23 protein-coding genes are annotated in these 24,212 nt (G+C 61.6%); 2 read left to right on the top strand and 21 right to left on the bottom strand.

The features are described 5' to 3' along the window. Window positions 1-37: 37 nt before the first annotated feature. The 20 genes from AC4ELS_RS01975 to AC4ELS_RS01880 form a co-directional block, all read right to left on the bottom strand. Entirely contained in the window at window positions 38-445 is a 408-nt protein-coding gene (locus AC4ELS_RS01975; protein WP_499045536.1) for a VOC family protein, read from the bottom strand. Window positions 446-461: 16 nt separating this feature from the next. Continuing rightward, window positions 462-932 (bottom strand): Rv1363c family protein, encoded by a 471-nt coding sequence (locus AC4ELS_RS01970; RefSeq protein WP_499045534.1) that lies wholly within the window; start codon window positions 930-932, stop codon window positions 462-464. Between the two features lie 221 nt (window positions 933-1,153). After that, entirely contained in the window at window positions 1,154-1,741 is a 588-nt protein-coding gene (locus tag AC4ELS_RS01965) for an Rv1363c family protein (RefSeq protein WP_499045532.1), read from the bottom strand. Further along, entirely contained in the window at window positions 1,705-3,186 is a 1,482-nt protein-coding gene (locus tag AC4ELS_RS01960) for an MCE family protein (RefSeq protein WP_499045530.1), read from the bottom strand. Before AC4ELS_RS01960 ends, AC4ELS_RS01965 begins: the two co-directional genes overlap by 37 nt. 1 nt (window position 3,187) lies before the next feature. Further along, on the bottom strand, window positions 3,188-4,327 hold the full coding sequence (locus tag AC4ELS_RS01955; protein ID WP_499045528.1) for an MCE family protein: 1,140 nt from the start codon (window positions 4,325-4,327) through the stop codon (window positions 3,188-3,190). Further along, entirely contained in the window at window positions 4,324-5,685 is a 1,362-nt protein-coding gene (locus AC4ELS_RS01950) for an MCE family protein (RefSeq protein ID WP_499045525.1), read from the bottom strand. Before AC4ELS_RS01950 ends, AC4ELS_RS01955 begins: the two co-directional genes overlap by 4 nt. After that, window positions 5,682-7,022: an MCE family protein gene (locus tag AC4ELS_RS01945; protein ID WP_499045581.1), complete on the bottom strand. Its 1,341-nt coding sequence runs from the start codon at window positions 7,020-7,022 to the stop codon at window positions 5,682-5,684. The genes AC4ELS_RS01950 and AC4ELS_RS01945 overlap by 4 nt, the downstream gene beginning before the upstream one ends. Beyond that, entirely contained in the window at window positions 7,019-8,047 is a 1,029-nt protein-coding gene (locus AC4ELS_RS01940; RefSeq protein ID WP_499045523.1) for a virulence factor Mce family protein, read from the bottom strand. The genes AC4ELS_RS01945 and AC4ELS_RS01940 overlap by 4 nt, the downstream gene beginning before the upstream one ends. A 35-nt stretch (window positions 8,048-8,082) precedes the next feature. Next, complete coding sequence (locus tag AC4ELS_RS01935; protein ID WP_499045521.1) at window positions 8,083-9,435, bottom strand: MCE family protein; 1,353 nt, start codon at window positions 9,433-9,435, stop codon at window positions 8,083-8,085. Window positions 9,436-9,439: 4 nt separating this feature from the next. Then, on the bottom strand, window positions 9,440-10,294 hold the full coding sequence (locus tag AC4ELS_RS01930) for an ABC transporter permease (RefSeq protein ID WP_499045518.1): 855 nt from the start codon (window positions 10,292-10,294) through the stop codon (window positions 9,440-9,442). Then, window positions 10,291-11,004, bottom strand: a complete 714-nt coding sequence (locus tag AC4ELS_RS01925) for an MlaE family ABC transporter permease (RefSeq protein WP_499045578.1) — start codon at window positions 11,002-11,004, stop codon at window positions 10,291-10,293. Before AC4ELS_RS01925 ends, AC4ELS_RS01930 begins: the two co-directional genes overlap by 4 nt. Before the next feature lie 955 nt (window positions 11,005-11,959). Continuing rightward, complete coding sequence (locus tag AC4ELS_RS01920; RefSeq protein ID WP_499045515.1) at window positions 11,960-12,757, bottom strand: SDR family NAD(P)-dependent oxidoreductase; 798 nt, start codon at window positions 12,755-12,757, stop codon at window positions 11,960-11,962. Beyond that, window positions 12,758-13,324 (bottom strand): carboxymuconolactone decarboxylase family protein, encoded by a 567-nt coding sequence (locus AC4ELS_RS01915; protein WP_499045513.1) that lies wholly within the window; start codon window positions 13,322-13,324, stop codon window positions 12,758-12,760. 41 nt (window positions 13,325-13,365) lie between these two features. Continuing rightward, a complete protein-coding gene (locus tag AC4ELS_RS01910) occupies window positions 13,366-14,118 on the bottom strand; it encodes an SDR family oxidoreductase (protein ID WP_499045510.1) in 753 nt (250 codons plus the stop codon). 37 nt (window positions 14,119-14,155) lie between these two features. Then, entirely contained in the window at window positions 14,156-15,469 is a 1,314-nt protein-coding gene (locus AC4ELS_RS01905) for an amidohydrolase family protein (protein ID WP_499045508.1), read from the bottom strand. Window positions 15,470-15,499: 30 nt separating this feature from the next. Next, window positions 15,500-16,465 carry an enoyl-CoA hydratase/isomerase family protein gene (locus AC4ELS_RS01900; RefSeq protein WP_499045506.1) on the bottom strand — a complete coding sequence of 322 codons (966 nt, stop codon included), beginning with the start codon at window positions 16,463-16,465 and terminating at the stop codon, window positions 15,500-15,502. 2 nt (window positions 16,466-16,467) lie between these two features. Continuing rightward, on the bottom strand, window positions 16,468-18,171 hold the full coding sequence (locus AC4ELS_RS01895; protein ID WP_499045504.1) for a class I adenylate-forming enzyme family protein: 1,704 nt from the start codon (window positions 18,169-18,171) through the stop codon (window positions 16,468-16,470). A 1-nt stretch (window position 18,172) separates the two neighbouring features. Next, window positions 18,173-18,715 carry a VOC family protein gene (locus AC4ELS_RS01890; protein ID WP_499045502.1) on the bottom strand — a complete coding sequence of 181 codons (543 nt, stop codon included), beginning with the start codon at window positions 18,713-18,715 and terminating at the stop codon, window positions 18,173-18,175. A 25-nt stretch (window positions 18,716-18,740) separates the two neighbouring features. Next, a complete protein-coding gene (locus AC4ELS_RS01885; RefSeq protein ID WP_499045500.1) occupies window positions 18,741-19,556 on the bottom strand; it encodes a phytanoyl-CoA dioxygenase family protein in 816 nt (271 codons plus the stop codon). A 74-nt stretch (window positions 19,557-19,630) separates the two neighbouring features. Continuing rightward, window positions 19,631-20,998, bottom strand: a complete 1,368-nt coding sequence (locus AC4ELS_RS01880) for an amidohydrolase family protein (RefSeq protein ID WP_499045497.1) — start codon at window positions 20,996-20,998, stop codon at window positions 19,631-19,633. A gap of 144 nt (window positions 20,999-21,142) precedes the next feature. Here AC4ELS_RS01880 and AC4ELS_RS01875 point away from each other — a divergent pair, with 144 nt between their 5' ends. Next, window positions 21,143-21,787: a TetR/AcrR family transcriptional regulator gene (locus AC4ELS_RS01875; RefSeq protein ID WP_499045494.1), complete on the top strand. Its 645-nt coding sequence runs from the start codon at window positions 21,143-21,145 to the stop codon at window positions 21,785-21,787. 60 nt (window positions 21,788-21,847) lie between these two features. Beyond that, window positions 21,848-22,480: a nucleotidyltransferase domain-containing protein gene (locus AC4ELS_RS01870; RefSeq protein ID WP_499045491.1), complete on the top strand. Its 633-nt coding sequence runs from the start codon at window positions 21,848-21,850 to the stop codon at window positions 22,478-22,480. Window positions 22,481-22,646: 166 nt separating this feature from the next. On the opposite strand, the gene AC4ELS_RS01865 is transcribed toward AC4ELS_RS01870, so the two are convergent. Beyond that, window positions 22,647-24,194 carry an IS1182 family transposase gene (locus tag AC4ELS_RS01865; protein ID WP_499045488.1) on the bottom strand — a complete coding sequence of 516 codons (1,548 nt, stop codon included), beginning with the start codon at window positions 24,192-24,194 and terminating at the stop codon, window positions 22,647-22,649. Window positions 24,195-24,212: the final 18 nt, after the last annotated feature.

The raw sequence follows: 24,212 nt of genomic DNA, 5'->3' as shown, positions 1-24,212 counted from the left end.
TCGACGCATTGAGCTGCGATCCGGCGTGCGGTCGCCGCTACCGGGACTGGTCGCTGCCATGGCTTGGCAGGACCGGCGTCTCAGCGGACTCGGATGCCCAGTACAGGCAGAATTCGTTGCCTTCGGGGTCTGCCATGCATCGCCATGAGAATCCGGCGAGTTCGTGTGTCTTGCCGGGCTCGATCCAGCGTCCTCCCAGTTCCGTGGTTTGAGCGGTAGGTCCCTCAAGGTCATTCACGACCAAGTCGAAGTGGGCTCGGTTTTTCCCCGCCTTAGGTTCTGGGACGCGCTGGAAGACCAACATCAAACCCTCGCGGTTGGGCGCCAGGGCCGTGTACTGGTCTCCGTCTCCGTAGGTGGCGATCGGCTCTACATCTTGAAGCGCGCAGTAGAACTTCGCGAGGCGTTGCGGATCTTGTGTGTCGAGCACGATATAGGCGGGCATATTTCATTCCTTTCGGTTAGATCGGTGTGAGGTCACTCATGAGCCAACGCTGATTGACCTTGTCCAAAGTGACTCTGGCACTTGATGCCGTGTTCGACGGCGGTTCGTCACCGACCACGATGGATTGGTTGATGAAAACCAGCACAACCGCGTGATCGCTGCTTGCCGACACCGATGATGCTGCTGCGACGGTTGCCACCGCCGAGATGTGCTTCTCTTTCGAACCGGGAATCACCACGTCATTGGTGAGCTGCGTATAGGAATCACGGAATGCGCCGGTCAGCTGATCTCGCGCAGCGGCAATGTCGTTCTCAACGGTGTCGGGACGGTACGACAGCATCTTGACAGTGGTTTCGGTTGCCGCCTTCACGGATTCCATCTGCGCGGATTGGGCCTCGCGGATGGACTCGTCGTACCACTTCAGATACCCGGCCGCGGCCGCCAGCAACATCGCCGAGCCTGACAGGAGCGCGAATGCGGTTCTCAACGGCCGCGATGGAATTCCTGGTGTCGACGGACAATTCGCCGGTTGGTCAGCTGCGGGTTCTGCCTGATCGGTCGCCGAGTCCGTGGGCTGCTGCTCTTGGCGGCCGCACCCATTCTCCTCAACAGCCCCATCGAGTTCTGTGTCCAGCTCAGTGGCGTTCTCATCGTCGACGTCAGTCGCAGTTCCCATGGTTGACCGTTCTTTGGAACGTTTCGTGCCCATCACGCGACGAACCCCACGTTGGAGACCTTCACGTTGCCGGCGTCCTCGCGCAGGTCTATTCGCATTCGCCACAGACGGAGTGGTTGGTCTGGGGCTTCATGGTCTGAAGCCTTTACCGACACTGCGACCAACACTGTCGCTGAATCTCCGTCGATGGATTCGATCCCGGCTTCAGTGACGTTGCCCTCGGTCTTGGACTGCGCTTTCCGAACGAAATCGGCGAGTTGCGGTGAGCGCTGTTCGAAATCCTGGCGAAAAGCACCGGTTGCCGAGTCCACCACGCGCTGAATGTCCGCATCGACATCTGCGAAGTCGATCGTGGTCAGGTTCAGTGCACTTTGGCGGCCGACCTCCAAAAAGAGGCTGCGCCGCGCTTCTATCTGCTGAGTTTGATGAAGGCGGTAGGCGACCCATCCGCCGAGCCCGGCAGTTGTCAATGCCGCGATGAGGCCGGCCGCGATGATTGTCCGAAACGCAGGCACTCCTGGCCGTCGGGACGCGGGTTGCAGATCTTTCTTGCCGTCAGCCGGGTCGCCCTCGGCTCGGGCTGTTAGTTGCCGCTCGGCGGCAGCAGCATCGATTGCCACGACTTCTCCTTCGGGGTGCTTCTCGCCAGATCGGTTTGGGTATAGACGTTTCCGTCTGGGCCCAGGTATGTTCCGGTCGCCGGGTCGTACTGCGCCGCAGCAACTGCGGGAGCTGGTGGCGGGGCGAGACTGGGTGTGCGGGCTGATGGTGGGAGCACCGGGCGCGACTCACCCGGCGCCAGCTGGGGCACGTCTTGTCCCGACAATGTCGCGTTCGGGTCACCCTTCCAGTTGTCGCCTTCGTTGAGGGGAACGTAACTCTGCTTGCTTTCACACATTTTCACCGTCGGTGCACGTTTTCCCGGAACGGTCAGACATGGGAGATTCCGCGCTCCGCGCACGTTGCGGTAACGGGAGTCCTGCGGTATTCGGCAGTAGATATCGCCGGCCGGGCGGTCCGGGGCATCTTCGAAGGTTTGGGGCCTCCGCTGCTGTGCCGGAAGGTATCCGGTGGCGCACGGCGGAGGCATGTTCATGTTGAGGTTGAATGCCATGTTGAGGCCGCGCACATCCTGCTTTGTGTTCAGATTGGCTATGCCGAAGCCCTGTAATATGTTGACGCCCTGCGGGATCAAGACCAGCAACTGCTCGATGGCCGGCTGATATGCCATGGCCACCTCGTCGACACTGACCAAGTTCGCCAGCAGAATCGGCAATGTCGGCTTGACTCGCTCGAGGAGTTGTCGCGCCTCGTCTGCGGCGGGCCCACCATTGTCGAGTACGCGGGCGAGTGCGCCGTCCTGACCGTGTACCTGCTCGGTGATGTTGGACAGGTGCGCTGCCCACGCCTGGACCGCATCCGAGGTGTCACTTTGACTGTCCAGTACCGGCGTGGCGCCATCAATGAGGTTGGTGAGCTGGTCGAGATCCCTTCTGGCGTCGATGGCCAGCGCCGAGCCACCCCTCACAATGCGCGATATCTCGGGCCCGAGCCCACCGAATGCGGTGTAGCTCTCATCGATGACGGTCTTGAGGTCATCCTTGGGGATCGCCTGCACTCCCCTGTTGATGGCGTCGAGAAGGCCGCCGATGTCGGGGGGAACCGATGTTCGGCTGAGCGGAATGACTTGACCGTCTTTCAGGGCCGGAGATCCCGCGTTGCGTGGCAGTAACGCCAGGTATTGCTCCCCGATCGCAGTCTGGCTGTGTACCTCGGCGTCGAGATCTGACGGAACCGGCCGATCAGTTTCCAATGAAAGGTGGGCTTCGACACCGCTTCTGGTCAATCTGACGGCGTCAACCTGGCCCACTTTGGTGCCGCGGTAGGTGACGTTCGCACCTTCGTATAGCAACCCGGACTCGGGCAGTTCGACTGTGACGTCGTATCGTCCGATACCGAGCCATCGGCCGGGGACATCCATGAACCCGATGCCCAGACTCGCGATGGCGATGATTGCCACGGCGGCAAAAGCAATGAGCTGTATCTTCACTGTCCTGCTCAGCACGTTACGGTCCTTGGTCCCAGCGGTACGGTACGGTCAACGGGTTCCCAGCGGAGTAGGGACTTGGGAGTTGTCCGATGGTGCGGCCCCACTGCATCTCCAGTTCGGTTAAGTTGCCTTCCCATCGAGTGCCGGTGAAGATGCCCTGATCGAGGCGGCTGAGTGTGAGGTCGAATACGGCGGTGAGGTTGGCGTAGTCGCCTCGAACCCAGTTCTGCAGAGTTTCGTTTGGCCACGGGTAGGTGGCCAACAGGCTCAGCGAGCGAGTGAGGGCAGGGCCGGCATTTGCCAGGGACTCCAACACTGGTCCAAGTTGGTTGAGTTCGGCTATGACACTGCCTTTGGTTTGATTGATGGTCTCGGCGGTGAGCGCGCTGAATTCGCCAAGGCGGTCAACGGATTCCGTCAGTTGAGCGCGGTCGTCTTTTAACGTTGCGAGTGCCTCAGGGATGGTCTTCAGCGCCTCGTCTACGACTGGCTTTTGCGCGGCGAACTGACCGGCGAGGTTGTTGAGGCTCTCGGTGGCGGCGATGATATCGCCGGTCTGATCGTTGATGTCGGTGAAGAAGCGCTCCAACTGTTCGATCAGGCTGCGAATTTGTTGCTCACGTCCGGAGAATGCTGTAGTCAACGCGCGGCTGATGTCCTGGGCCTGTCCGATGCCTCCCCCGTTCAGTAGCAGCGCAACCGAGGCCAAAGTCTGTTCGGTTGAGGGATAGGCGCCCGACGATGCGATTGGGATGAGTGAGCCGGCGTGCAGGTGCCCGGCGGGCGGCTCGTTCGTCGGCGGTGCCAGTTCGACGTGCATCGAGCCCAACAGCGTTGTCTGGCCCAGCGTCGCCGTGGCGTTGGCGGGCAGCTCGACGTCACCGGAAAGCCGCATCGTGACCAGAGCGTGCCAATCCTGGGGCTCGATTCTGGTGATGGTGCCCACCATGGCGTCGCCGATCCGGACACGGGAGTTCTCCTTGAGGCTGCCCACATCGCGCATCTGCGCTTGAATCGTGAACGATCCGGGCCCGCCGCCCGCCGTGCCGGGAAGGGGCAGTGAGTTCACGCCTCGCCAGGTGCACCCTGCCAGCGTGGCGACTACCAGCGCAGCAAGGACGAGGACTGCGGTTGCCCGCGCAGGCAGATGGCTCACGATCCGACTCCGGCCGGGATCATCAGCCCCGGCAGTCCCGCCGCCGGGTCGATGGGGGTGGCTGCTTCGGCAGGACGGAGTTCGTCCGTGGGCTCCGATGGCAGTGGTGGGGCGGCCGGGGGCGGTCCTGCTGTTGTTTCTTGTCCGTGCAATGGGCCTTCGTAGGCGTCGCGGATTCGGCCGGCTTCGGTCAGGGGGCGTAGCCAGTCTTCGCTGAATGTCACTTCGTTGGGCCGGGCCTGCGCTCCGACGAAGAAGTTCTCGCCGAGCGGTGGAACATTCCATTGTCGGTTCTTGACGATCGGGGCGAGGTACTGCACACACAGCTTCGCTGACTGCTCGTTGTTCAGACGTGACGCCGCCTGCACTGCGCCGCAGAGGAACGTGATGGGGTCAGAGAAGTTGTTCAACGGGAGGTCTCCGGTCAACGAGGCGGTGGCCGGCTCGTAGATGTTGATGAAGTTGTTGAACGCGGTAGGCGCGACGTGGAGGGTCTGTTTGACGTCGTCGAGGCTTTCGACGACGGCCTGGGTGACCGAGGTGAGCTTGTCCGATGTGGTGCCGAGCGCGTCACGGTTGTCGGCCAGGAAAGACTTCACATCGGTGAGTGCCACGTCGAGACTCGCTATGGCGCCGCCGAGTTCGTTGGGATCGTTGGATAGCTGTTCGGTGACCGCTGCCAGATTTCCGTTCAGCTGCCGGAGCAACTCGGCACTGGATTGCAGTGCCGACACCAGGACGGACAGGTTCTTCACGGTGCCGAAGATATCTGTGCGGTGGTCGGACAGGATGGAGATCGCCTGGGCCAGTTGGGTTATCGCTTCTCGGATGTTCGGACCCTGGCCGCGGATGTTGTCGGCGGTGGTCCGGACGAATGCTCCCAACGTGCTCACGCCGCCTGGCTCGGTGGGCTGCAGTAGCTCAGTGAGCTTCTTCAGTTGCGCACGCAGGTCATCGAACTCGACCGGAACTGCGGTGCGCTCGAGCGGGATCACCGCACCATCCGCCAACACGGGACCACCGGTGTAGGCCGGTGTGAGTTGAATTGCGCGCGCTGTGACCAGCGTCGGGGAAATAATCGCCGCCTTTGCATCGGCGGGCACTTTGTACGTATCGTCGAAGGAGAAGCTGACCTTCACTTGTGATGCCTGGGGCTCGATCTTGTCGATCTTGCCGATGCGAACTCCCAGAATCATGATGTCATCGCCTTCGAAGATGCCGTTGCTGTTCTCGAAGTAGGCGACCACCCTGGTGGTGAGGACACCGGTTCTGGAACCCGCGACCAGTCCGACTCCCGCGGCCAGACACAGCACCTGGACCGTTGCCAACAACGCTTTGCTCGTGCGCGAGAACGTCATCGGCTGGGCTCCGGTTGGGCTGGTGCGGGCGGAAGGTCCGGCGATAGGGGTTTCGGAGTCGGAGGCTCATTCGGTGGGGTCTCGTACACGGGCGAGGGAGTCGGCTCGGGAACGTATCGCTCAGCCGGGGCTGGTGGACCGGGTGGTGGCCCGCCGGGTGGTGGCGCGGGTTGGGGCTCGCGATACGGGTAGCGAGGATCCTGTGGGTTGCCCGTGATCGCGTCCGGCAGCGTCAGGTGCGGTTCGCCACCCTGTCCGGTACGGGGGAAGGGAACGGGTAGGGGCGGTGTCGCCGGCTGCCCGACCGGTGGATCGATCCGTTCGGATGGCAACAGGACATGCGGATCGAGGCCGAGGTCGGAGAATGCCGCGTCGATGAACGGTTGCAGGAACTGGCCTGGGATCAGATTCGAAAGGTAGGCATGAAAGAACGGGCCCGAGGAGACCGACTCCCCCAGCGACATCGCATAGCTATTGAGCAGCTTGATCGACTTCTGGACCTCTTGTTTGTGATTGTCGACGATTGCCAGAACGCCGTTGAGCCGTTCCAGCGCGGGTCGAAGCTGTGCTTTGTTTTCTGCGACGAGTCCCGAAACCTGACTGCCCAGTGAGGTCAGATTGTTCGAGATCCGGTCCAGTGCAACGCTTTGCGTGCGAAGTTCCGCCAACATTGCGTTGGTGTCGGCAACCAAGCTGACAACTTGATCGCTACGTTCCGCGAGAACGCCTGTGACCTTGTTAGCGTTGGTAAGCAGATTCCTGAGCTGCTCGTCGCGGTTGTTGAGAGTCTTGGAAAGGCGTGCAACGCCTTGAACAGCGATTCGGAGACTGTCAGGGGTGTCCTGGAAGGTTTGGGCCAGGGTATCCAGCGAGCCAGACAGTTGTGGAGTGTCTAGTCCACTGATCGTGGCGGTCAGGTCACCCAGTGCATCCGGCAATTGATACGGTGAGATAGTCCGATCTATCGGAATTGTCTGTGTCAGTCGACCGGTTCCCTTCGGCGTCACCTGTACGACTTTGGTTCCAAGCAGCGTCTCGTTCTTGATGGCTGCCTCGCTGCGCTCTCCGAGCCGTATGCTGTCGGAGACCCTGAACTGCACCAGCACTTTGTCGCCCTCAAGTCTGACGCCCACGACCTGACCTGCTTTGACCCCCGAAACCTGGACCAGTGCGTCGTCTTTCAATCCCGCTGCATCAGAGAAGTAGGCGCTGTAGGTGTTGTCCGTAGAAACGAACGGGAGCTGGTCGTAGTTCAGCGCAGCCGCGAGGACAGCAGCAGTCACAGCGATACCGATACCGCCGACGGTGATGGGATTGCGTTCGGAGAAGCTCTTCACTTCGGCGTACACCTCCCATTGCTTTGGCCCGCGAGCTTGACGTAAACGGGTTGGCCGCCCTTGCCGTTGAGCTTGAGAAACAGGTCGCAGAGATAGAAGCTGAAGAAGTCACCGTGAAGACCCTGCCGCGCCAACAGCTGGTACTTGTCCGGCAGCGTTTTCAAGAGGTTGTTCATGTAGTCGTGGTCTGCGACCACGATGCTGGCCGTTCTGTCGATCTGGCGCACGGTGTTCTGCAATGGCCCTCGCGCTTGCGTCAGGAGGTCGGCAATCGACGCGGCAGCCGAGTCGAGATGCGCTATGCCGTTGGCGATGTCAGTCCTGCGCTGCGCGAGACCTTTCGTCAGCTCCGCCAGAGATTCGACTCCCTTGTCGAATTGCCTGCTCTGATCACCTAGGGAGCCCAACACGGTGCTGAGGTTGGTGATGACTTCACCGATCAGTCGATCGCGGTCTGCGAGCGTGCTGGTGGCCGCCGCGGTCTGAGCAAGGAACGACCCGATCAACTCGCCTTGGCCCTGCAGGACTTGAATCAGTTGGCCGGTCAACGCATTGACCTGGTTGGGATCGAGAGCGCGAAACAACGGGCGCAGACCGCCAATGACCGCTTCCACGTCGAGCGCCGGTTGGGTACGTGTCACGGGAATGGGTTCGCCGGGACGAAGTGGTTTGAGATCGCCGGGTCCCCGCTCCAGCGCCAAATACCGATCACCCACGAGGTTTTCGTAGCGAATAACGGCCCGTGTCCCCTCCGTGATGGTCACAGGCGTGTCGGCGGTGAATTTGACTTCGACCGTCGCGTCGTCCCTGACGGCGACGTGGGTGACCTTGCCGACCTCGACGCCTGCGATACGGACGAAGTTCCCACTCTCGAGTCCGCTACCGTTGATGAAATCTGCTGTGTAGCTGGGCTCTTTCTCGAATCGAAGCTCGCCGAACACCGCGACGAGCCCGAATAGCAGAGCCAGACAAATACTCCAGACCAAGGCCAATCGCCAAAGTGTGCCTGACAAATGGGCTTTCATCACTTTTGCTCCTTCATCGCAGGTCGTTGGTCCGCTCAGGGTGGCGGCGCCCCTGGAGGGGTCTCAGGGAGCGGGGGTGGTGATAGGCCCGCCTGTGCGTTCAGAGGGTTGGGTGGCGGAACGGGCGGGAGTGGTAGCGGACCCGGTGGCGGAATCGCCAAACCCGGGGAGGGCGGTCCTGCGCACCGCACCGCCGGCGGTTCGGGAACGGCTCGGGTAACCGGGAAGAAGTTGTTCCAACAAGGGTGCCCCAGCCCCGGGTTGGGACGAATATCCATGCCGGTTCCCCATCCGGTATTCACGACCAGGGCACGTACCGGAAAGTTCTTGGTCACATCTGGCAGGGAACCGCAGCCGGGTTTCCCACCAGGACCACCTTTCGCGGCCACGATGGGCAGATTGTCCGGATAAACGTACGGGTCGTTGCCCAGAAGCAGTCCGGTGTCCAGGATTACGGAGTATCCGTTGCCGCCCACCGCGTCGTAGGCCATGTTGTCGAGATACCACTTGGAGCCCACCAGAAGGCAGGTGTACTCCGGGTTGTACTTCAGCAACAGATTTGTTGTTGGCTCCAGCATGTTGATCGCCTTGACGAGGTTGTCCTTGCTCGGGCCGATTACATCGTTCCCGGTTTGCGCGAGTCCGGTCACGTTCAGCAGCAGGTTGTCCAACGCTGTTGCATGGTCGGTGATGGTTGTACCGGTGGCGCTGAACGACTTCAGCGTGGTGAGTAGATTCCCAGCGGCATTGCCGTAGGTGTCGCTGAACGCGGCCAATGACCGCCAATCCTGACGAATGGTGTCGGTGCGCGAATTCAGTGCCAGCAAGACCTCGTTGGCAGAGGTTATGGCTTCGCCCATGGTTTCACCCTGACCTCGCAGGCCCTCGGCCAGCGCCGTGAGAACGGCATTCAGTTTGGCCGGGTCAACTTGTCGCACAAGGTCGACGAGATTCTCGAATACGGTGTTGACCTCGGTGGAGACATTGCGCGAGCGCAGCACCTCACCGGCAGACAGTCGCCTGGGACTGGCATCGGCTGGGTAGATCAAATCGACGTACTTGTTGCCGAACGCAGTAGTGGCTTTTATCTGTGCATCGACATTGGCCGGAATGTACTCGACTTGATCGGGGTCGATCTGGAGTTCGAGGCTGACGTGGTCCGTATCTGTCTTGACCGCGCCAACCAGGCCCACCTCGATACCGCGCATTCGTACCTTGCCACCGGGCTCCATCATCAGGCCAGTTCGCTCTGATGTCAGGGTGACTGGGATATAGCTGCGGAATGATCTGTTGAACGACAAGGAGCACACGACGACGAAAACTACGACCGCCAGCACTAGAATCGCCGTCCACCAGGCGGGCTGAATCCGGGGTTTCTGCTGTCCCATGGTCTCAGTCCGAAAGGTGAAAGTTGCCCGTGTGGCCGTATATGGCCAGCGAGATGAACAAGATGACGAACATGACAACGATCAGGGACGTGCGTACGGCGCGACCGACCGCCTCACCGACGCCCACCGGTCCGCCCGAGGCGTTGTAGCCGTAGTAGGTGTGTACGAGCATTACAACGGTGCCGGTGCAGACCACTATCAAGAAGGAATAGACGAGGTCGATCGGATCAAGGAACGTCTCGAAGTAGTGGTTGTAGACGCCTTCAGATTGGCCATACATTTCGGTGGTCACCTTTGCACCCATGAACAGTGTCAGCGCGGCCAGACAGTACAGCGGGACGATCACGATCACTCCGGCGATCACTCGTGTGGAGGCGAGATATGCGATCGACCGCACGCCCATTACCTCCAGCGCATCGATCTCTTCGTTGATCCGCATCGCGCCTATTTGCGCGGTGGCGCCGGCACCGATGGTCGCCGTCAGACCCACGCTGGAAATGAAGGGCGCGCCCAGCCGAGGATTGGCGAAAGCCGAGACGAATCCAGTCAACGCTTCCACTCCGATACCCGACAGCGAGTGGTAGCCCTGGACGGCCACGAGAGAACCGGTGAATGTCGTCAGGAAGCTGATGATGACGACGGTTCCGCCGACGAGGATCAGTGCGCCTGTGCCGAAGCTCATTTGGGCGATGATTCGTAACAGCTCAAGGCGGTAACGCATGAGTGCGTCGCCGGTGGATCTCAACGTAGTGACGAAAAACTGCGCCTGAAGCCCAACTGCGTTCCAGGCATCGCGAACCCTCTTGGTGCGGTGAATAATTCGATCATGATGCGTGGCCACACGCGCGCTGTGGCTCATTGTGGAACCACCTTGAACGCCACGGCAGTGACGATCACGTTGAAGACGAAGAGCGCCATAAACGTGTACACGACGGTTTCATTTACCGCATTACCCACGCCGGCGGGACCGCCTCCGACGTTGATACCCAGGTAACAAGCAATCAGGCTGCCGGCGAGACCGAACAGGGCGGCCTTGACCACTCCGATGACAACGTCGGACAGACCGACGATCAGGGTAAGGCTGCTAGCCCATGCACCGGGGGTGACGTTCTGGACGTATACGGAGAAGAAGTAAGCGACCGTGAGACCGGTCGTCGATACGACCGCTGAGAGAAATGTCGCTGCCACCGTGGCCGCGAGCACCCTGGGCACCACCAGCGATTGGATCGGGTCCACTCCCATTACGCGTAACGCGTCCAGCTCTTCTCGGATTGTGCGGGCGCCCAGGTCTGCACACATGGCGGTGGCCGCGGCCCCGCCTACGACAAGTGCAGTGATGAGCGGACCGAGTTGTGCCACCACGGCGATCGCGGCGCTTGTGCCCGACAAGTCGGCAGCCCCGATGGACTGCAGCAACAGGTTGAGCATGAAGTTTGTCTCGGCAATGAACGGGACAGCGAGCATGATCGCCGGGACGGTCGAGACCCGCATCACGAACCAGGATTGGATGAAGAACTCACGCCAGGCGAATGGCGAACGCGGAATGGCCATCAAGGTGTCAAGCGTCATCGCGAAGAACCCGCCCACGCCCTTCACCGGCTTGAGTGCACCCGCCGTGATGGGCTGCCGAACGACAGCGTCGGTCGCGGTCACGGCCGACTTCTGTTCGCTGAGTCGACTACGAGCAAAACGCTCAGGGAAGTCGTCACGCCGGGGCCGATGCACTCACGCGCGCAACCAATTCCGAAATCCAGGTTGGTCGCGGCTCGCCGATCCTTCCGGCTGGCACAGCGCCTGAACTTTCACGTGTCAGACATTCGTCGAACATTGCAACCTCTCGTTCGAATCCACCGCAGCCCAAATGGACATACATGTCGCAGAAGTGGCTAATCGGAGGGCTTCAGCCGGAGCCTTCCGACTTGAACAAGAGTGATGTTAACCACACTCCGGTTACGTTTGCAACAGTGTTCTACTTTTAGCCCGTCGTGGCAAAGCAGCCCCGCCGCGGGGACCGCGACAGGGGTTGGAAGTTCCCGACAGGTACACCCGACTGCGCAGCGAAGCCGAGGTGCGAGACCTGGCTGCAGCGCCGCAATTTGGCTCCGGCGCCAGCGTGAGCCGCACGCGGAGACGCACTTCGAGTGGTAGCCGAAGGGGATGACATCGCGCCACCGCCGGCCTTGACCGGCTGTCGCACCTGCTCGAAACATGCTCAACACAAGCTGATTTCGGATCATGCCCGAGGGGAGTCAGCGAGGACTTCAGTCATCACAAGAGCCGTGCCACCGCTCTGGGCACGGTCGCACCCACGAGCTCTTGGCGTAGATCTGCACCCAACTGCACTCGATGTCCGAGTGGTCTGATGCTGAATTCGTTGGCTGCTCGCGAAAGCTACGGACGTTCGCTCGCCATCACATCGACATCTACTCGTTTAATCTCATTGCGTCTGAACGAGATAGACGACAGTCGGTCCGGATTGCTCGCACCGCCTGACGGACTGACGGCACATCTGGACGAGGGCTGCTCACCAACCCGCGGCCTGACCGCCATCGACGAAATGGTCCCCACCGGAGATATACGATGCCGCGTCGGAGGCGAGAAAGGCGACCATATTCGACACTTCCCGCGGCCGCCCGCATCGCTTCATCACCACGGAGTCTTCGACCGCCTTCAGCGCCGCCGCTGTGGCTGATCCACGGGCCAGCATGGGGGTTGCTATCGGACCCGGCAAAACGCAGTTCACCCGAACTCCTCGGCCGCTATATTCGACTGCTGCCGCCCGAGTGAGCCCGCGCACGGCGAACTTTGCGGCGGTGTATGCGGCGTTCGGGACATGGCGAACGTGGGCAAACCCCGCCACCGAAGCGATATTGATGATCGAACCTCCGCCCGCATCAACCATTCCAGGTAGCACCGCCCTCATCCCGAAGAACACACCATGTTGATCCACAGAGACAGTCTTCAAGTAGTCGTCAACGTCGAGGTCCGCCGTCGATACAACGGGTCCCGGCACTCCAGCATTGTTGACGAGCACGTTCGCCGGCCCCCATCTGTCTGCAACGCCGCCGACCACCTGAGCCCATTGGTCTGGGCTCGTAACGTCCAGATTGAAGAATGCCGCACTGCCGCCAAGCTCGTCTGCCAGGGCAACTCCCAATTGCTGATCTACATCAGCAATTGCGACGTGGGCGCCGAGTTCGACAAAAGTTCGTGCATGCTCGGCGCCCATCCCTTGTGCTCCACCAGTGACGATGGCGACTTTTCCGGTTAATGTCAGCACCGCGTGACCTCCCGCCGCTTCCGCGATTTGCTCGCTCGACATTCACACGTACTGTCGCAACGCGATGAAACTCCTCATGGTCTCATCGTCTTCCAGTTGAATACCGAGCGCTCTGGTGAGCATCGCCATAGTGGTGTAGGAGGCGACCAGCGCGACAACTTCCATCAGTTGGGTCGCAGAGTATCGGTCCGCCAAGGCAATCCACGTTTCGTCGCTGACGACGAAGTCGTTGACGAGTTCTTCTGCGGCACCAGCAAGCACCTGGTGAAACGGTGACAGGCCCACACCCGTGCTGGCAGCCGCGATGTCATCGTCCGAGAGCCCGGCAGCGTGCGAGATCAACACATGGTGCGTGGCCTCATACACCTCGCCGGTGAGCGCGCATGTCCGCAAGATCAGCACCTGTCGATCATGTGACGGAAGTTCGGAATTGGCTACCACTTTGGTGATCAGCGGCAGGATGACATCAAATAGCTCCGGGCTGCGCATCATGACGCGGTTGAAGTGCAGCGCATCCCAGCCTCCCATCTTCGATCTCTGCTCGTCGGTAAGGGCTTCTACGCCGACGGGCGCTATGCGGGACAGCGACGGAGCGGGACTCGGCGGCATCGTTCTCCTTCGGATCATTTGACGGACACAGGGCAACGCATTTAGGCGCAGAAACCGCCGTCTACGGCGATCGTCTCCCCGGTAAGAAATCCCGGCGCCTCGTCGCACAGCCAGACCGCGACAGCCGCGATCTCGCTTGGCTGGGCTACCCGGCCGACTGGGCTGGCCGAGACGAGCTGCTCGATGATCTCGGCTGACATTGACCGCCGGAACATAGGTGTGTCAACGGTGCCAGGACATACGGCGTTGATCCGCAAGCCTTGTCGGCCGTATTCGGCCGCAGCCACTCGGGTCAGCCCGATGACGCCGTGTTTCGCCGCCGTATACGCGGACACTGTGGGAGCGGCACGCAGTCCCGCGACCGACGCGCAGTTCACGATCGAGCCACCGCCAGATTCGATGATCGCGGGGATCTCGTAGCGCATCGAGGACCACGTGCCCGTCAAATCTACAGCGATCACCCGGTTCCAGTTCTCCAGACTGCCCTCCGCCGTGTTTTTGCCGTGATCGCCGTCTATACCGGCCGCGTTGAACGCGGCATTGAGGCGCCCGTAACGTTGCAGGATGAGCGAGACGGTCTCCTTCACGGCCGCGTCGTCGGTGACATCGCAATGGAAGAAGGCGCATTCGCCGGACTCACGAAGCTCGGCCTCGGCCTCAGGACCAGCTTCCTTGTCCACGTCCACGAGCGCCGTCGTGTAGCCGCGTCGGAGGAATTCGCGTGCCGCAGCGAGCCCGATACCAGAGCTCGCACCAGTCACCAGTGCGACACCACGTTGCGCCTTGATTGTCATCGCTCCTCATCTGTTGTAATTGCCGCAGCTGTGTCCGCTATCGCAGAACAAGCTCACGATGCATCACACTGCGTTCTGAATCCGCCTCGGTTGTAATGGCTTCCATCCGGTCGATGACGAATTCGCCGTCTCGGATCACGGCCTTGAGCGACTCGGTGGGGCGCGAAAGTAGCGAGAGATCGGCCAGAGGATCCCCTTCGACGATGATCAGATCTGCCGCCGCGCCGGGATCGATGACACCGACCTGTTCCGGTTCATCGGCCAGGAACTCGCCGGCGTTGCGGGTGCCCCAACTGAGCACATCGGCGGGTGAAAGCCCCTCGATAGCACCGTAGTAGGCGAATTCCCGACCATAGTTTCCGACCTGGTGGTCCAATGGATCGTCATCGATCAGATCGCGGAATATGCCGCTGTAGTCGTCGCCTATCAATATCCGGACCCCTGCCGCTTGCGCGACCGGCAATATCGCTCGCGTATGGTCGTATTGCTCTCGCGTCACACCGAATTCGGCGGCGTAACCGAGTTCGAGCAGACTCCACGGATAGATGAGGCTCGGGACCCAGAACGTTCCGGCCTCCGCCATCGCCCCGATGACTTCGTCATCGATTTCATCACCGTGGTCGATCAGATCTAGACCGAGCTCGATGCATTCCATCATCATCGCCTTGTCAGAGACGTGGGCACGCACCTTCGCGCCCCGCTCATGTGCGGTGTTGATGATCGCCGCGATCTCGTCACGAGACATGTTGCGTGTCGTGCGGTGGAGCTGGCCATGGCCGGCGCTGGCGAAGATTTTGATCGTCTGGACACCGCGGTTGATCTCTTCACGGACCAAAGCGCGCATGGCATCCGGACCGTCAGCGCAGACATCAGTTCCTGGCGTCTCGTAGCGCTTCCACCAACGTCCGCTGTTGTTCATATCGCCGGTGGTACCGAGATGGTGTCCGCAGGCACGAATCCGGGGGCCCGGGATGATGCCGTCGGCGATCGCCATCTTGAGTTGCGCATCGATATCGTGCGCACACGACGCGCCCGAGTAACCGGTGAACCCGCTTTCCAGCAACACGCGGCAGGTCCGCACTCCGATCGCCATCATGACCCCGGGCGGAAGCTCCTTGCCCGGTCGCTCGGTGGCGGCGATCGCGATGCTGAACTTGTAGAAGTCCGGATGTAGGTGAGACGTGATCAGACCCGGCATCAGCGTCATTCCTGCGACATCAACGGCACCAACAGGCACAGTTCCCGAATCCGGATTGATGGCGACGATCTGAGTCCCCTCAACGGTCACCGTGTGAGTGCCGGGAAGCATCGTGCGGCCATCAAAAACCTTGGCGTTGGCCAGAACCAGCATTGGTCATCCCTTCGTTGGTATTGCGACGGGCTAGCCGCCCGCCCGACCCCGCCGGCTCAGACGCCAGTCGGGCGGAAACTGTTCATCGTTGTCACGAACCGCATTCGTCAAGCCGCGATCACGCGTCTTCTCGTCGAGCTCAAACGAGGTGGGATCGGGCTGCAACTGGTCGAGGGTCGACTCCAACAGCCCCGAGAGGATGCTGCCCATGTACTCGCCCTGGTGTTGCTTGAAGATCTCGAAGAACGTCTTCTGAACGAAGACAGTGTCTGTGGGCCTCGTCCGCGAGCACGCTAACGCGTACTTGTCCGTCATTGCTTCCAACTCGTCGAATGGCACCACCGCATTGACGAAGTCGCAGTCGTACATTTCCTTGGCGGTGAAAGGACGACCAGTGAACACCATCTCCATAAACTTGCGTACGCCCATTGTCGTGCACCACTGCCATTGTCTGGCAGCGAATCCGGCGTAGCGCCATGCGGCATGGCCGAACAGCGAGTCCTCGGACGCAACCACGATGTCGGCATCCGCCGCCTGATAGAAGTGCCAGCCGTAGCAGTACCCGCGAACCTCGAGAATGCTGATCTTCTTGAAGTCCTGAAGACAACGCATACCTGCCGAAGGATCGGTATAGAACTGCACATGCGTTGCACGATGACGGTAGGAACCCTGCGGCGGATACACCACGTCAGCGTCGTCGGGAACGCGGACAGTGTGGTTCATCGTGACGTCACCCCGGTCGGCCATGATGTCCAACAACTCTGGAAGGTCTGCTCCGCTGCCCAGATCTGGTCCGTTGGCCCGGATGACCAGTACCTTCACATCGTCGTCGACGCTGGCGCGATGGACCAGGTCGGCGAAGCGTTGTTGGGCGTCGGTCGTCATCGCATTGAGTTCATCGGCGCGGTCGAGAGTGATCGTCGCGATCTTGGTCTTCGGATCCTTTTCGTAGAGCACGATCTCCTCGGCCTTGGGCCGAGTCTCGTTCGCTGCCATGTCTACTCGCTCTCCTGAAAGTTCGAATGGGGCCGAGACGTCGAAGGTTCACTTCCCGTCGACGATGTCGCGTACTCGCAGGGCGGCAACCCCCCGATTCGCGACGCGATCAGCTCGCCGAGGTCAAACAGCCTCACCTTTCCCGTTGGTGTCCTTGGCACCGCATCCTGCGGGACGAACACGATGTGGCGAGGCACCTTGAACGCCGAGAGGGTTTCGCGAAGAGCCGCTTTGACATCGTCCTCGGTTGGAACGGTTCCCTGTCTTGGAACTACTGCGGCGGCGACGATCTCACCGAGTTCCGGGTCCGGCAGTCCAGCGACAAACGCCTGCTCGATGTCAGGCAGCTGGTTCAACGCGGCTTCCACCTCCAGGCGAGACACGTTGGCCGAGTTCGTCTTGATCATGTCGCCCGTGCGGCCGACGAAGTAGAGGTAGCCGTCGGCATCGATCCGCACGAGATCCTTCGTCGGATAGAAGCCGTCTGGTGTGAACACCCGGCGGCGGTCAGCCTTGTAGAACCCAGCCATCAACGCACCCCCTCGCAGCTGGAGCTCTCCCACCTCGCCTGCCGCGACTTCTGCTCCCGTTTCAAGGTCCACCACACGTCGTTCAATGCCGTTTACCGCGCGTCCAGCCGCGCCCGCTTTCGCCGCGGGCAGAGGATGCTTGACCGGCTCGGCGCTGTGTGGGCCGAAGGTTTCGGACATTCCGAGCATGTCTGCTTGCAGGTGTGGCGGAATGAACTCTCCATCGGCGCCCCGTAGCGGCGCCCCGGTTACCCGAACGCCGTCGAGGTTGATGCCGCGCGTGCGCGCCGCGGCACGCAATTTCACTGACAGGTGCCACACCACGACATTCGTCACCTGGCAACGCACGATGGTGTCGAGCACCTCGTCCATATCGGGCGTGGTCGGATACACCAGCGTTCCACCTGTGCTGAGGACCTGCAGGGCGGTCATGATGCCGCCCATCCAGAATGCCGGCAGCAAGCACATGGTGCGGTGCTCGCTCGTGAGATCGAAGTAGGTGGCCAGCACCGGTGGCTGGCGTGCCACCGCCCATTGGCTGTGCACGACGGCTTTCGGAGTGGCTGTGCTACCGGAGGTGTAGACGACGAATGCGTCGTCGTCGGGAACAACTTGTTGTTCAACTGCCGCCAGCAACGCCGCGTCCGGCGCGTCGGTCGCATCAGCCCGGGCAAGGAGATCATCGACTGACCGGGCCCACGACAACCCGTCGACATCGTCGAACCAGATTGACCGCAAATGCGGTGCGCTGAGCACCCGAAGCAACCCTGCCCGTCCATCGCTTAGCCCTGGCAGCGCTGCGATGAGTTTTTCGGCGTAGTCATTCCGTAGGAAGCGCCGCGACCCGATCAGGATCTGTGCGTCACTCGTACGAACAATGTGTGACAGCTCGCTGGGCGTCGTCAGGGTACTGATCGGAGTCACGAGCGCGCCAATTCGCAACGCGGCGTAGAAAACTGTCAGCCACAAGGAACCGTCGGGAGCCATCAGGCAGATCCGGCTTCCTTTGCCCGCCCCGATCGCCAACAGCGCGGTCGCCATCCGTGCACTACGTGCATCGAGCTGACGGTAAGTCAGCGCCTCTCCAGGCACGACCAGCGCTTCGTGGTCGGCCCGGGCGGCGACAACCTGCGCGAGCAGGGACGGGAACGTCGATGGGGATTCGATCTCGGCCATTTCAGAACGTGACGACGGGGTCACTGCCATCCCAACTTTGGGCCGCGGCGTGCATAGCCGCGAACCCGTCGGCCCGCCCCGCGCTTGGCTCGAGCAGTTCCACCATGAAGCCGAGCGTCGGTGACGTGTCGACCCAGCAAGTGCGGATGCCGTCGAGCTTGCCCTCGAATGCAAGCTGGGCGCCCGCCTCAATATAGGCGTCGCGTTCGGCTTCGTAGTCCCGGCAATACAACGCCATGTGGTGCAAGCCGAATTTGTCGCGAGGGAATACGTCTCGGAAAACACCTGGGTCGTCGTTGTCTTGGCAGACGAGTTCGATCTGCACGTCGCCTGCGTAGGCGATGGCCGCCTGAACTTTCGGGAAGGGTGTTGGACTTCCGCGGTAACTCCCGTCGACGAAATCCACGCCGTCGAACCAGAAGAACGGCCCGACACCGGCGTTGCCGGCCCAGGAATCGATCGCCGCCTGGAGGTCTGGGACCAACCAACACATCTGCATGAAGTTCCGGTTGGGGAACGGCTTCGGAAAGGAGTTAGACGCCATCACTTCGGTCTCCTCGTGCTCTGCCTCAGCCGATGACCGGGAAGCGTTCGTCATCGAGAGGCTGCCATTGGCTCATGCGACTCGAATCGAAATTCGGGGTTATCGATCCGTTCCAGCACACGTCAGCAGGCTGCGTGACCAGGAGGTAGGCCCAACGGGGCCGATCCATCGTGTTCGCACCTGCACCGTGGATGGTGAGGTGAGTGTGGACCGAGATGTCGCCCAGCTCGTAGGTGAGCTGTTGACTCATCTTCAGATCGCGCAGCTCTGGAAAAGCGCCCAGAGCATCGCCGTCGCCATAGGTGGTGTAGTCGCCCAGCACCCCGGCTCGGTGCGATGTGTTGACAAATGACATCGTTCCGGCCTCAGGTCCGTAGGCCTCCAACGGAAACCAGAAAGTCATCCCTCCCGAGCGGTCGACTGAGAACGTGATGAAATCCTGGTGGAATGCGGTCGGGCCGTTCCCACCATGACGAGCAGCCTTGGTGCTGGGAAGTTTGGGCGCAAAGAAGTCCGTGTAGTACCGGGTACCCACGGCCGAACCGTCGGATGCGCGCCTGCGCAGCAACACACTGGCGTTCTTGCCCACTTCGTCGATCAACGGTCGCATGACCGGGTCAGTCAGGCCGGCGCTTTGCTCAACGTTAAAATAGGCCAGACCGCCTTGCTCTTCTTCGTCGGTCTCGGAAGCTGCTGTAGCGCCCAGTGGATTGCTGTCCGCATCGTCGCCCATTTTGTCCCGCGCGATCGCAAGCATCTTCCGCACCACGTCAGGGTCCACGAAGCGCTTCAGCTGAACCCAGCCGAATTCATGCAGATGGTCGACTTCCTCGGTCGTCACCGTCCGGCATGGTGGCGCAATCGCCGTTGGCTCTCCCACGATTCCAGTGTCTCCTTGTCGCTGATGGTGATTGGTCAGATGAAGCGGCCGGGGCCGGTACGGAACGCGTATAGACCCAGGACCGCATCCTCGGGAACCGTGTAGGGAGTTGCCACCTCGTCGACCGTCGGGCCGATCTTGTCCGCCACCGCAGCCAACTTCGCACGGTCCAGCCCATACACGTCGATTGCGTTGCCGCCGATGTACTTTCGGGTGGACGCGGTATCGATATCGTTGAACGTGAACCGGATGGCCTCCCTGGTGTCCGGCCAGGTGCCTTCAGCGTGCGGATAGTCGTCGCCCCACATGACCTTGTCGGTGAGTCCCTTCTCGACCCCCAGCTTCGCCTCCCAGTTGGACATGAAGCTCGCACCGATAAAACAGTTGCGTTTGAAGTACTCCGATGGCGGCATTGACAACGCCGCGCGCACCCATTCGCCGGTCCGCGAGTGGTAGAGCCCATCCATGTCGTCCATGACGCCTGGGGCCCAGTCCATCCACTGTTCAGTAAGGACCATCTTCAGCTTGGGATGCCGCTCGAAGACCCCACCGAGGATCATCACCCAAACACCGCGGCGGGTCCGGAACAGCGTCTCCATCATGTACATGGCTTGCGCGCCCTCGCCCTCATACGGGTAGTGCTCACCGCCGCCCCCGTGGGTGTTGAGCGACATCCCAGTTTCCTCGCAGATCGACCAAAGTGGCTCCCACACAGGGTCGTTCAGCATCGGGATATCATTTCGGGGAGCGGGCAGGTTGATGCCTCGCAACCCGGCCTCCGCTGCCCACTTGACTTCGCGCACACAGGCCGCCGGGTCGGAGATCGGAATGTGGGCGATTCCGGCGCTGCGCTCCGGTGCCGACGAGACAAAATCGGCCAGCCATCGGTTGTAGATTCGCACCCCGAGATCCTCGAGGCGATCGTATTTGGAGTCGCCCCAGCTAATGAGGCCGGTGGTCGAGAACGGAATCGACTCACCGTTTAGACCGCCGTGGTAGATCACAGACGCGGCGACACCTTGTTCGTCCATATCGGCCAGCCGAGCTGCCGGGTCTTGAAGCCCGGGAACGAAGCTGTGCTCATAGCTCCTGTTCAGAAATCCCAGATCCATTTGGTCCGGGTTCCGGATGCCTGCGGTTTTCGCGAACTCCTCGGCCTGGGACTGATCCAGCGACCAGTTCTCGTCGTATCCCTTGTCGCCCGCTTTGGACGACCGCAACGAGAACATCCCGTGCTGTTCCATCTCAGCGACGAATTCATCGAACGCATCAAGGTGTTTCGGTTCACAGTACTGACGCAGCTGGTTCTTGAGCGACGGTCCGACATGGCTGTCGGTCGAGACCACGATGTAGGGCTCCTCCGCCACAGCGTTCGCACCGGGTTCGGACTGTTGCAGCACCATGCTTACCCCTCGCAAGTTTCGAGATCGTCTGATGTGGACGTTGTGATGCTAAGCACAAAGAGCCATAAAGTGCAACACTGTTATAAATATGAATCGCCGTGGCAAATATCGCTCACCGTGGCATAGCTGGGTACAGTGACATCCATGGCCTCACGCGCCCTACAGCGAACCCGCGCGCACGTGCTCGATGCTGCCCGGGATTTCGTCGATCAACACGGAGTCGAGCAGCTGTCCATGCGTCGCCTCGCCGACGAAGCCGGCGTCAGCGTTCGAACTCTCTACAACCACTTCGGCGACAAAGAAGGCCTGCTGGCTGCCCTCGTCCAACGGTCTCTGGATTCCATGGATGTTGCCGTACACCAACTCTCGGCAACAGACCCGATCGAACGGATTTGGGAGGCGATCACCCTGTCCATCGACAAAGTGGTCGCTGACATCCCCAAGGCTGTCGTCCGCGCCGTCCTGATGGACGACCGACTTCTCGATCAGGTCAACCTCCGTTGGAGCGGCTGGGATCTCATCGTCACCGAAATCAAAGCCGCCACCCGGCGCGGCGCCCTACGCGACGACATCGACCCCGACGTCCTTGCCGATCATGCCGCCATGGTCATGTTCCACCTCCAACGCCGATGGACTGCGGGTGACATCACCGCCGAGCAGTTACGCGCCAGCGCGTTGCACGCCTTCGACATCTGTCTACTGGCCATCGCCCGACCACGCGCACGCACCCACATCCTCAATCACGCCAACGCGATGATTTCTGCCGATCAGACCGTTGCAGAAGCCTGATCCTGCCGAGTCTGATGTTCAATCGCGGTGACGGCTGGCTCCAGGCGATCACGGACGCCGATGTCTGACGACCTTCCCCCGCACGGCCGGGCAATCAGCGCCGACGAGGCCGACCGCCTTTGGGCGCCCTGGACACCTGCCGAAGTGGCCGAGCGACTCACCGACGTCGACGCCCCCTGGTGCGTGGCCGCAGGGTGGGCCATCGACCTGTATCTGGGAGGCCCGCCTCGGTCACACGCCGACATCGAGATCGCGGTCCCCCGCCGCGACTTCGGGCACATCGCCGACGCGCTAGCCGGATTCGAGTGGGACGTGGCCGGCGACGGCCGGCTGTGGTCTTTCAGCGACGTCGGCGATGTGCCCGACCTGCACCAGACTTGGTGCCGCGACCCGGCCACCGGCCGGTATCACCTCGATGTATTCCGCGAACCCCACGACAGCGATCGGTGGGTCTTCCGGCGCGACCCATCGATCACACTGCCCTACGACGAACTCATCCAGGTTCGCGACGGGATACCGTACGTGATCCCCGAGGTGACACTGCTCTTCAAGGCGCATCGCACGGCGACCAAGGACGAGGACGATTTCTCTCGCGTAGCACCGCGACTCGCACACGACGCACGGACGCGCCTCTCAGATTGGCTCACCCGCCTCTACCCGGCCCACCCCTGGCTGAACCGGCTACACGCCTGAGCGCCTAGGAGTCTGCTGAATTAGTGGGGTTTTCGGGGGCGGGGCGTCTCAAGCGCTCCTTGGCGCGTGTGTGAAGTCAGACCCGGAGGTCGACAGTTACGAGATCGCCCCGCCGTGTTGAGCGTGGCATCCGGTGATCGGGCGGGCAAGACCGTGATATCCGGGCTCAGGCGATGGCCCAGGTGGTGCCGGTGTGAGTGAGGCCCAATGTGAGCAGCCGGCGCAGGTTCAAGGCAGCGGCGCGGTGGTGCAGCCAACGATCGTTTTTGAGGGTGCCGCGGTAGCGGACTTTGCGGTTGCCGCGGGTCAGCCAGGCGATCGAGCGTTCCACCATCGGTCGATGTTGTCGGTATTCGGCTTGCCAGTCGGGTTGGCGGGCTTGGTGGCGGGCAGCGCGCAGTAGCGGTTCATGCTCGGAAAGGGTGAGGTGGCGTCCCCGTTGGGCCGTCGTGCACTGTGTCACTAAAGAGCAAGCACCACAGTATTTTTCAAACTTCACGCTACCGCTCGCAGTGAGATTGGCGGTGTGGCCAGCAGGACAGGTCACCGTGCGGGCATCGAAGTCGATGCTGAAGTCGTCGCTGGTGAACCCTGCGGGCACCGGGGTGCGCAACGGGATCGGTTTGATCACCGCGACATGCTTTCTGTCGGCCAGGGCGGCTCGGGCGGCGCCGGTGCCGTAGGCCGAATCACCCAACACCCGCACCGGGGCGTCTTCGCCTTCGAGTAGTGCCAGTCCGATGACGGCTTCGTGGTTATCGGTGCCGGTGGCCTTGGTCAGGACACAGTCGGTGATGATGCCGGTGTCGGGCTCGATGGCGATGTGGGCTTTGAAGCCGTCCTGGCGGCGCGCCACGGTCTTGTGAGCGTGACGGGCCTCAGGATCGACGGTGGAGATCACCCGATCACCGGCGACCTTCTGGGCGATGCGCCAGTGCCCGTCGGTGCCATCAGAGCCCTCAACAGGTTCCACATCTTGGCCGGCGACCAGCGCCAACAGCGCCACCGCCTCAGCGGCGCGCGGCCCGAGCTCGGCCTCGGGTAGATGCCCCAGCAGTCGGTGGGCATCGCTGACCAGCCCATCGACGAGCTGTTCGCGGGCGGTCTTGTCGTTCCAGGCGATCGCCGGTTTGCCCGGATCGGTGTAGTCGTGGGCGTGGCAATGCGCCTCGATGACCTCGTCGGCGGCGGGGACCTCGCGGCTGACCCGGCGGATCGCGGCGATCAGCTGGGTGACGGTGTCCTGGGTGGCCACCGCGTCGTCGAGGACGGTGGAATCCAGGGCGCGGCGTGTCTTCTTGGCGAGCACCCCGGTTTCGGCGACGACGGCTTTGACCGCCTCAAAGATGCGGTCCGGGTGATCCGAGACGGCCAGTCGGCGCCGCCAATAGGTCAACGTCGTCGAATGAAACGCCGCCGCGGTGATCGGCAACCCGCATGCGGCTTTCCAGCGCAGATCGAAGGTGACCGCATCCACGGTCTCGTTGTCAGACAGCCCGTGCAGCGCCTGCAAGGTGATCACCGAGGCCATCACCTCCGCGGGCACACTCGGGCGCCCCCGCCGCGAGGGGAAAAGATCGGCGAACATCTGCTCGGGAAACAACTCGCGCCGATGAGCCGCAAGGAACGCAAACATGCTGTCGGACTTGAGAAGATGCCCGGCAACCGACTCCGCGTCCAACAACTCACGCTGATCCTCAGAATGCCCCTGCACCCACTCATCATCTCGAGC

This window comes from Mycobacterium shunyiense, assembly GCF_058270035.1.
Note: the sequence above shows the minus strand (reverse complement) of the source record. Positions and strands in the feature narration are given on the sequence as shown.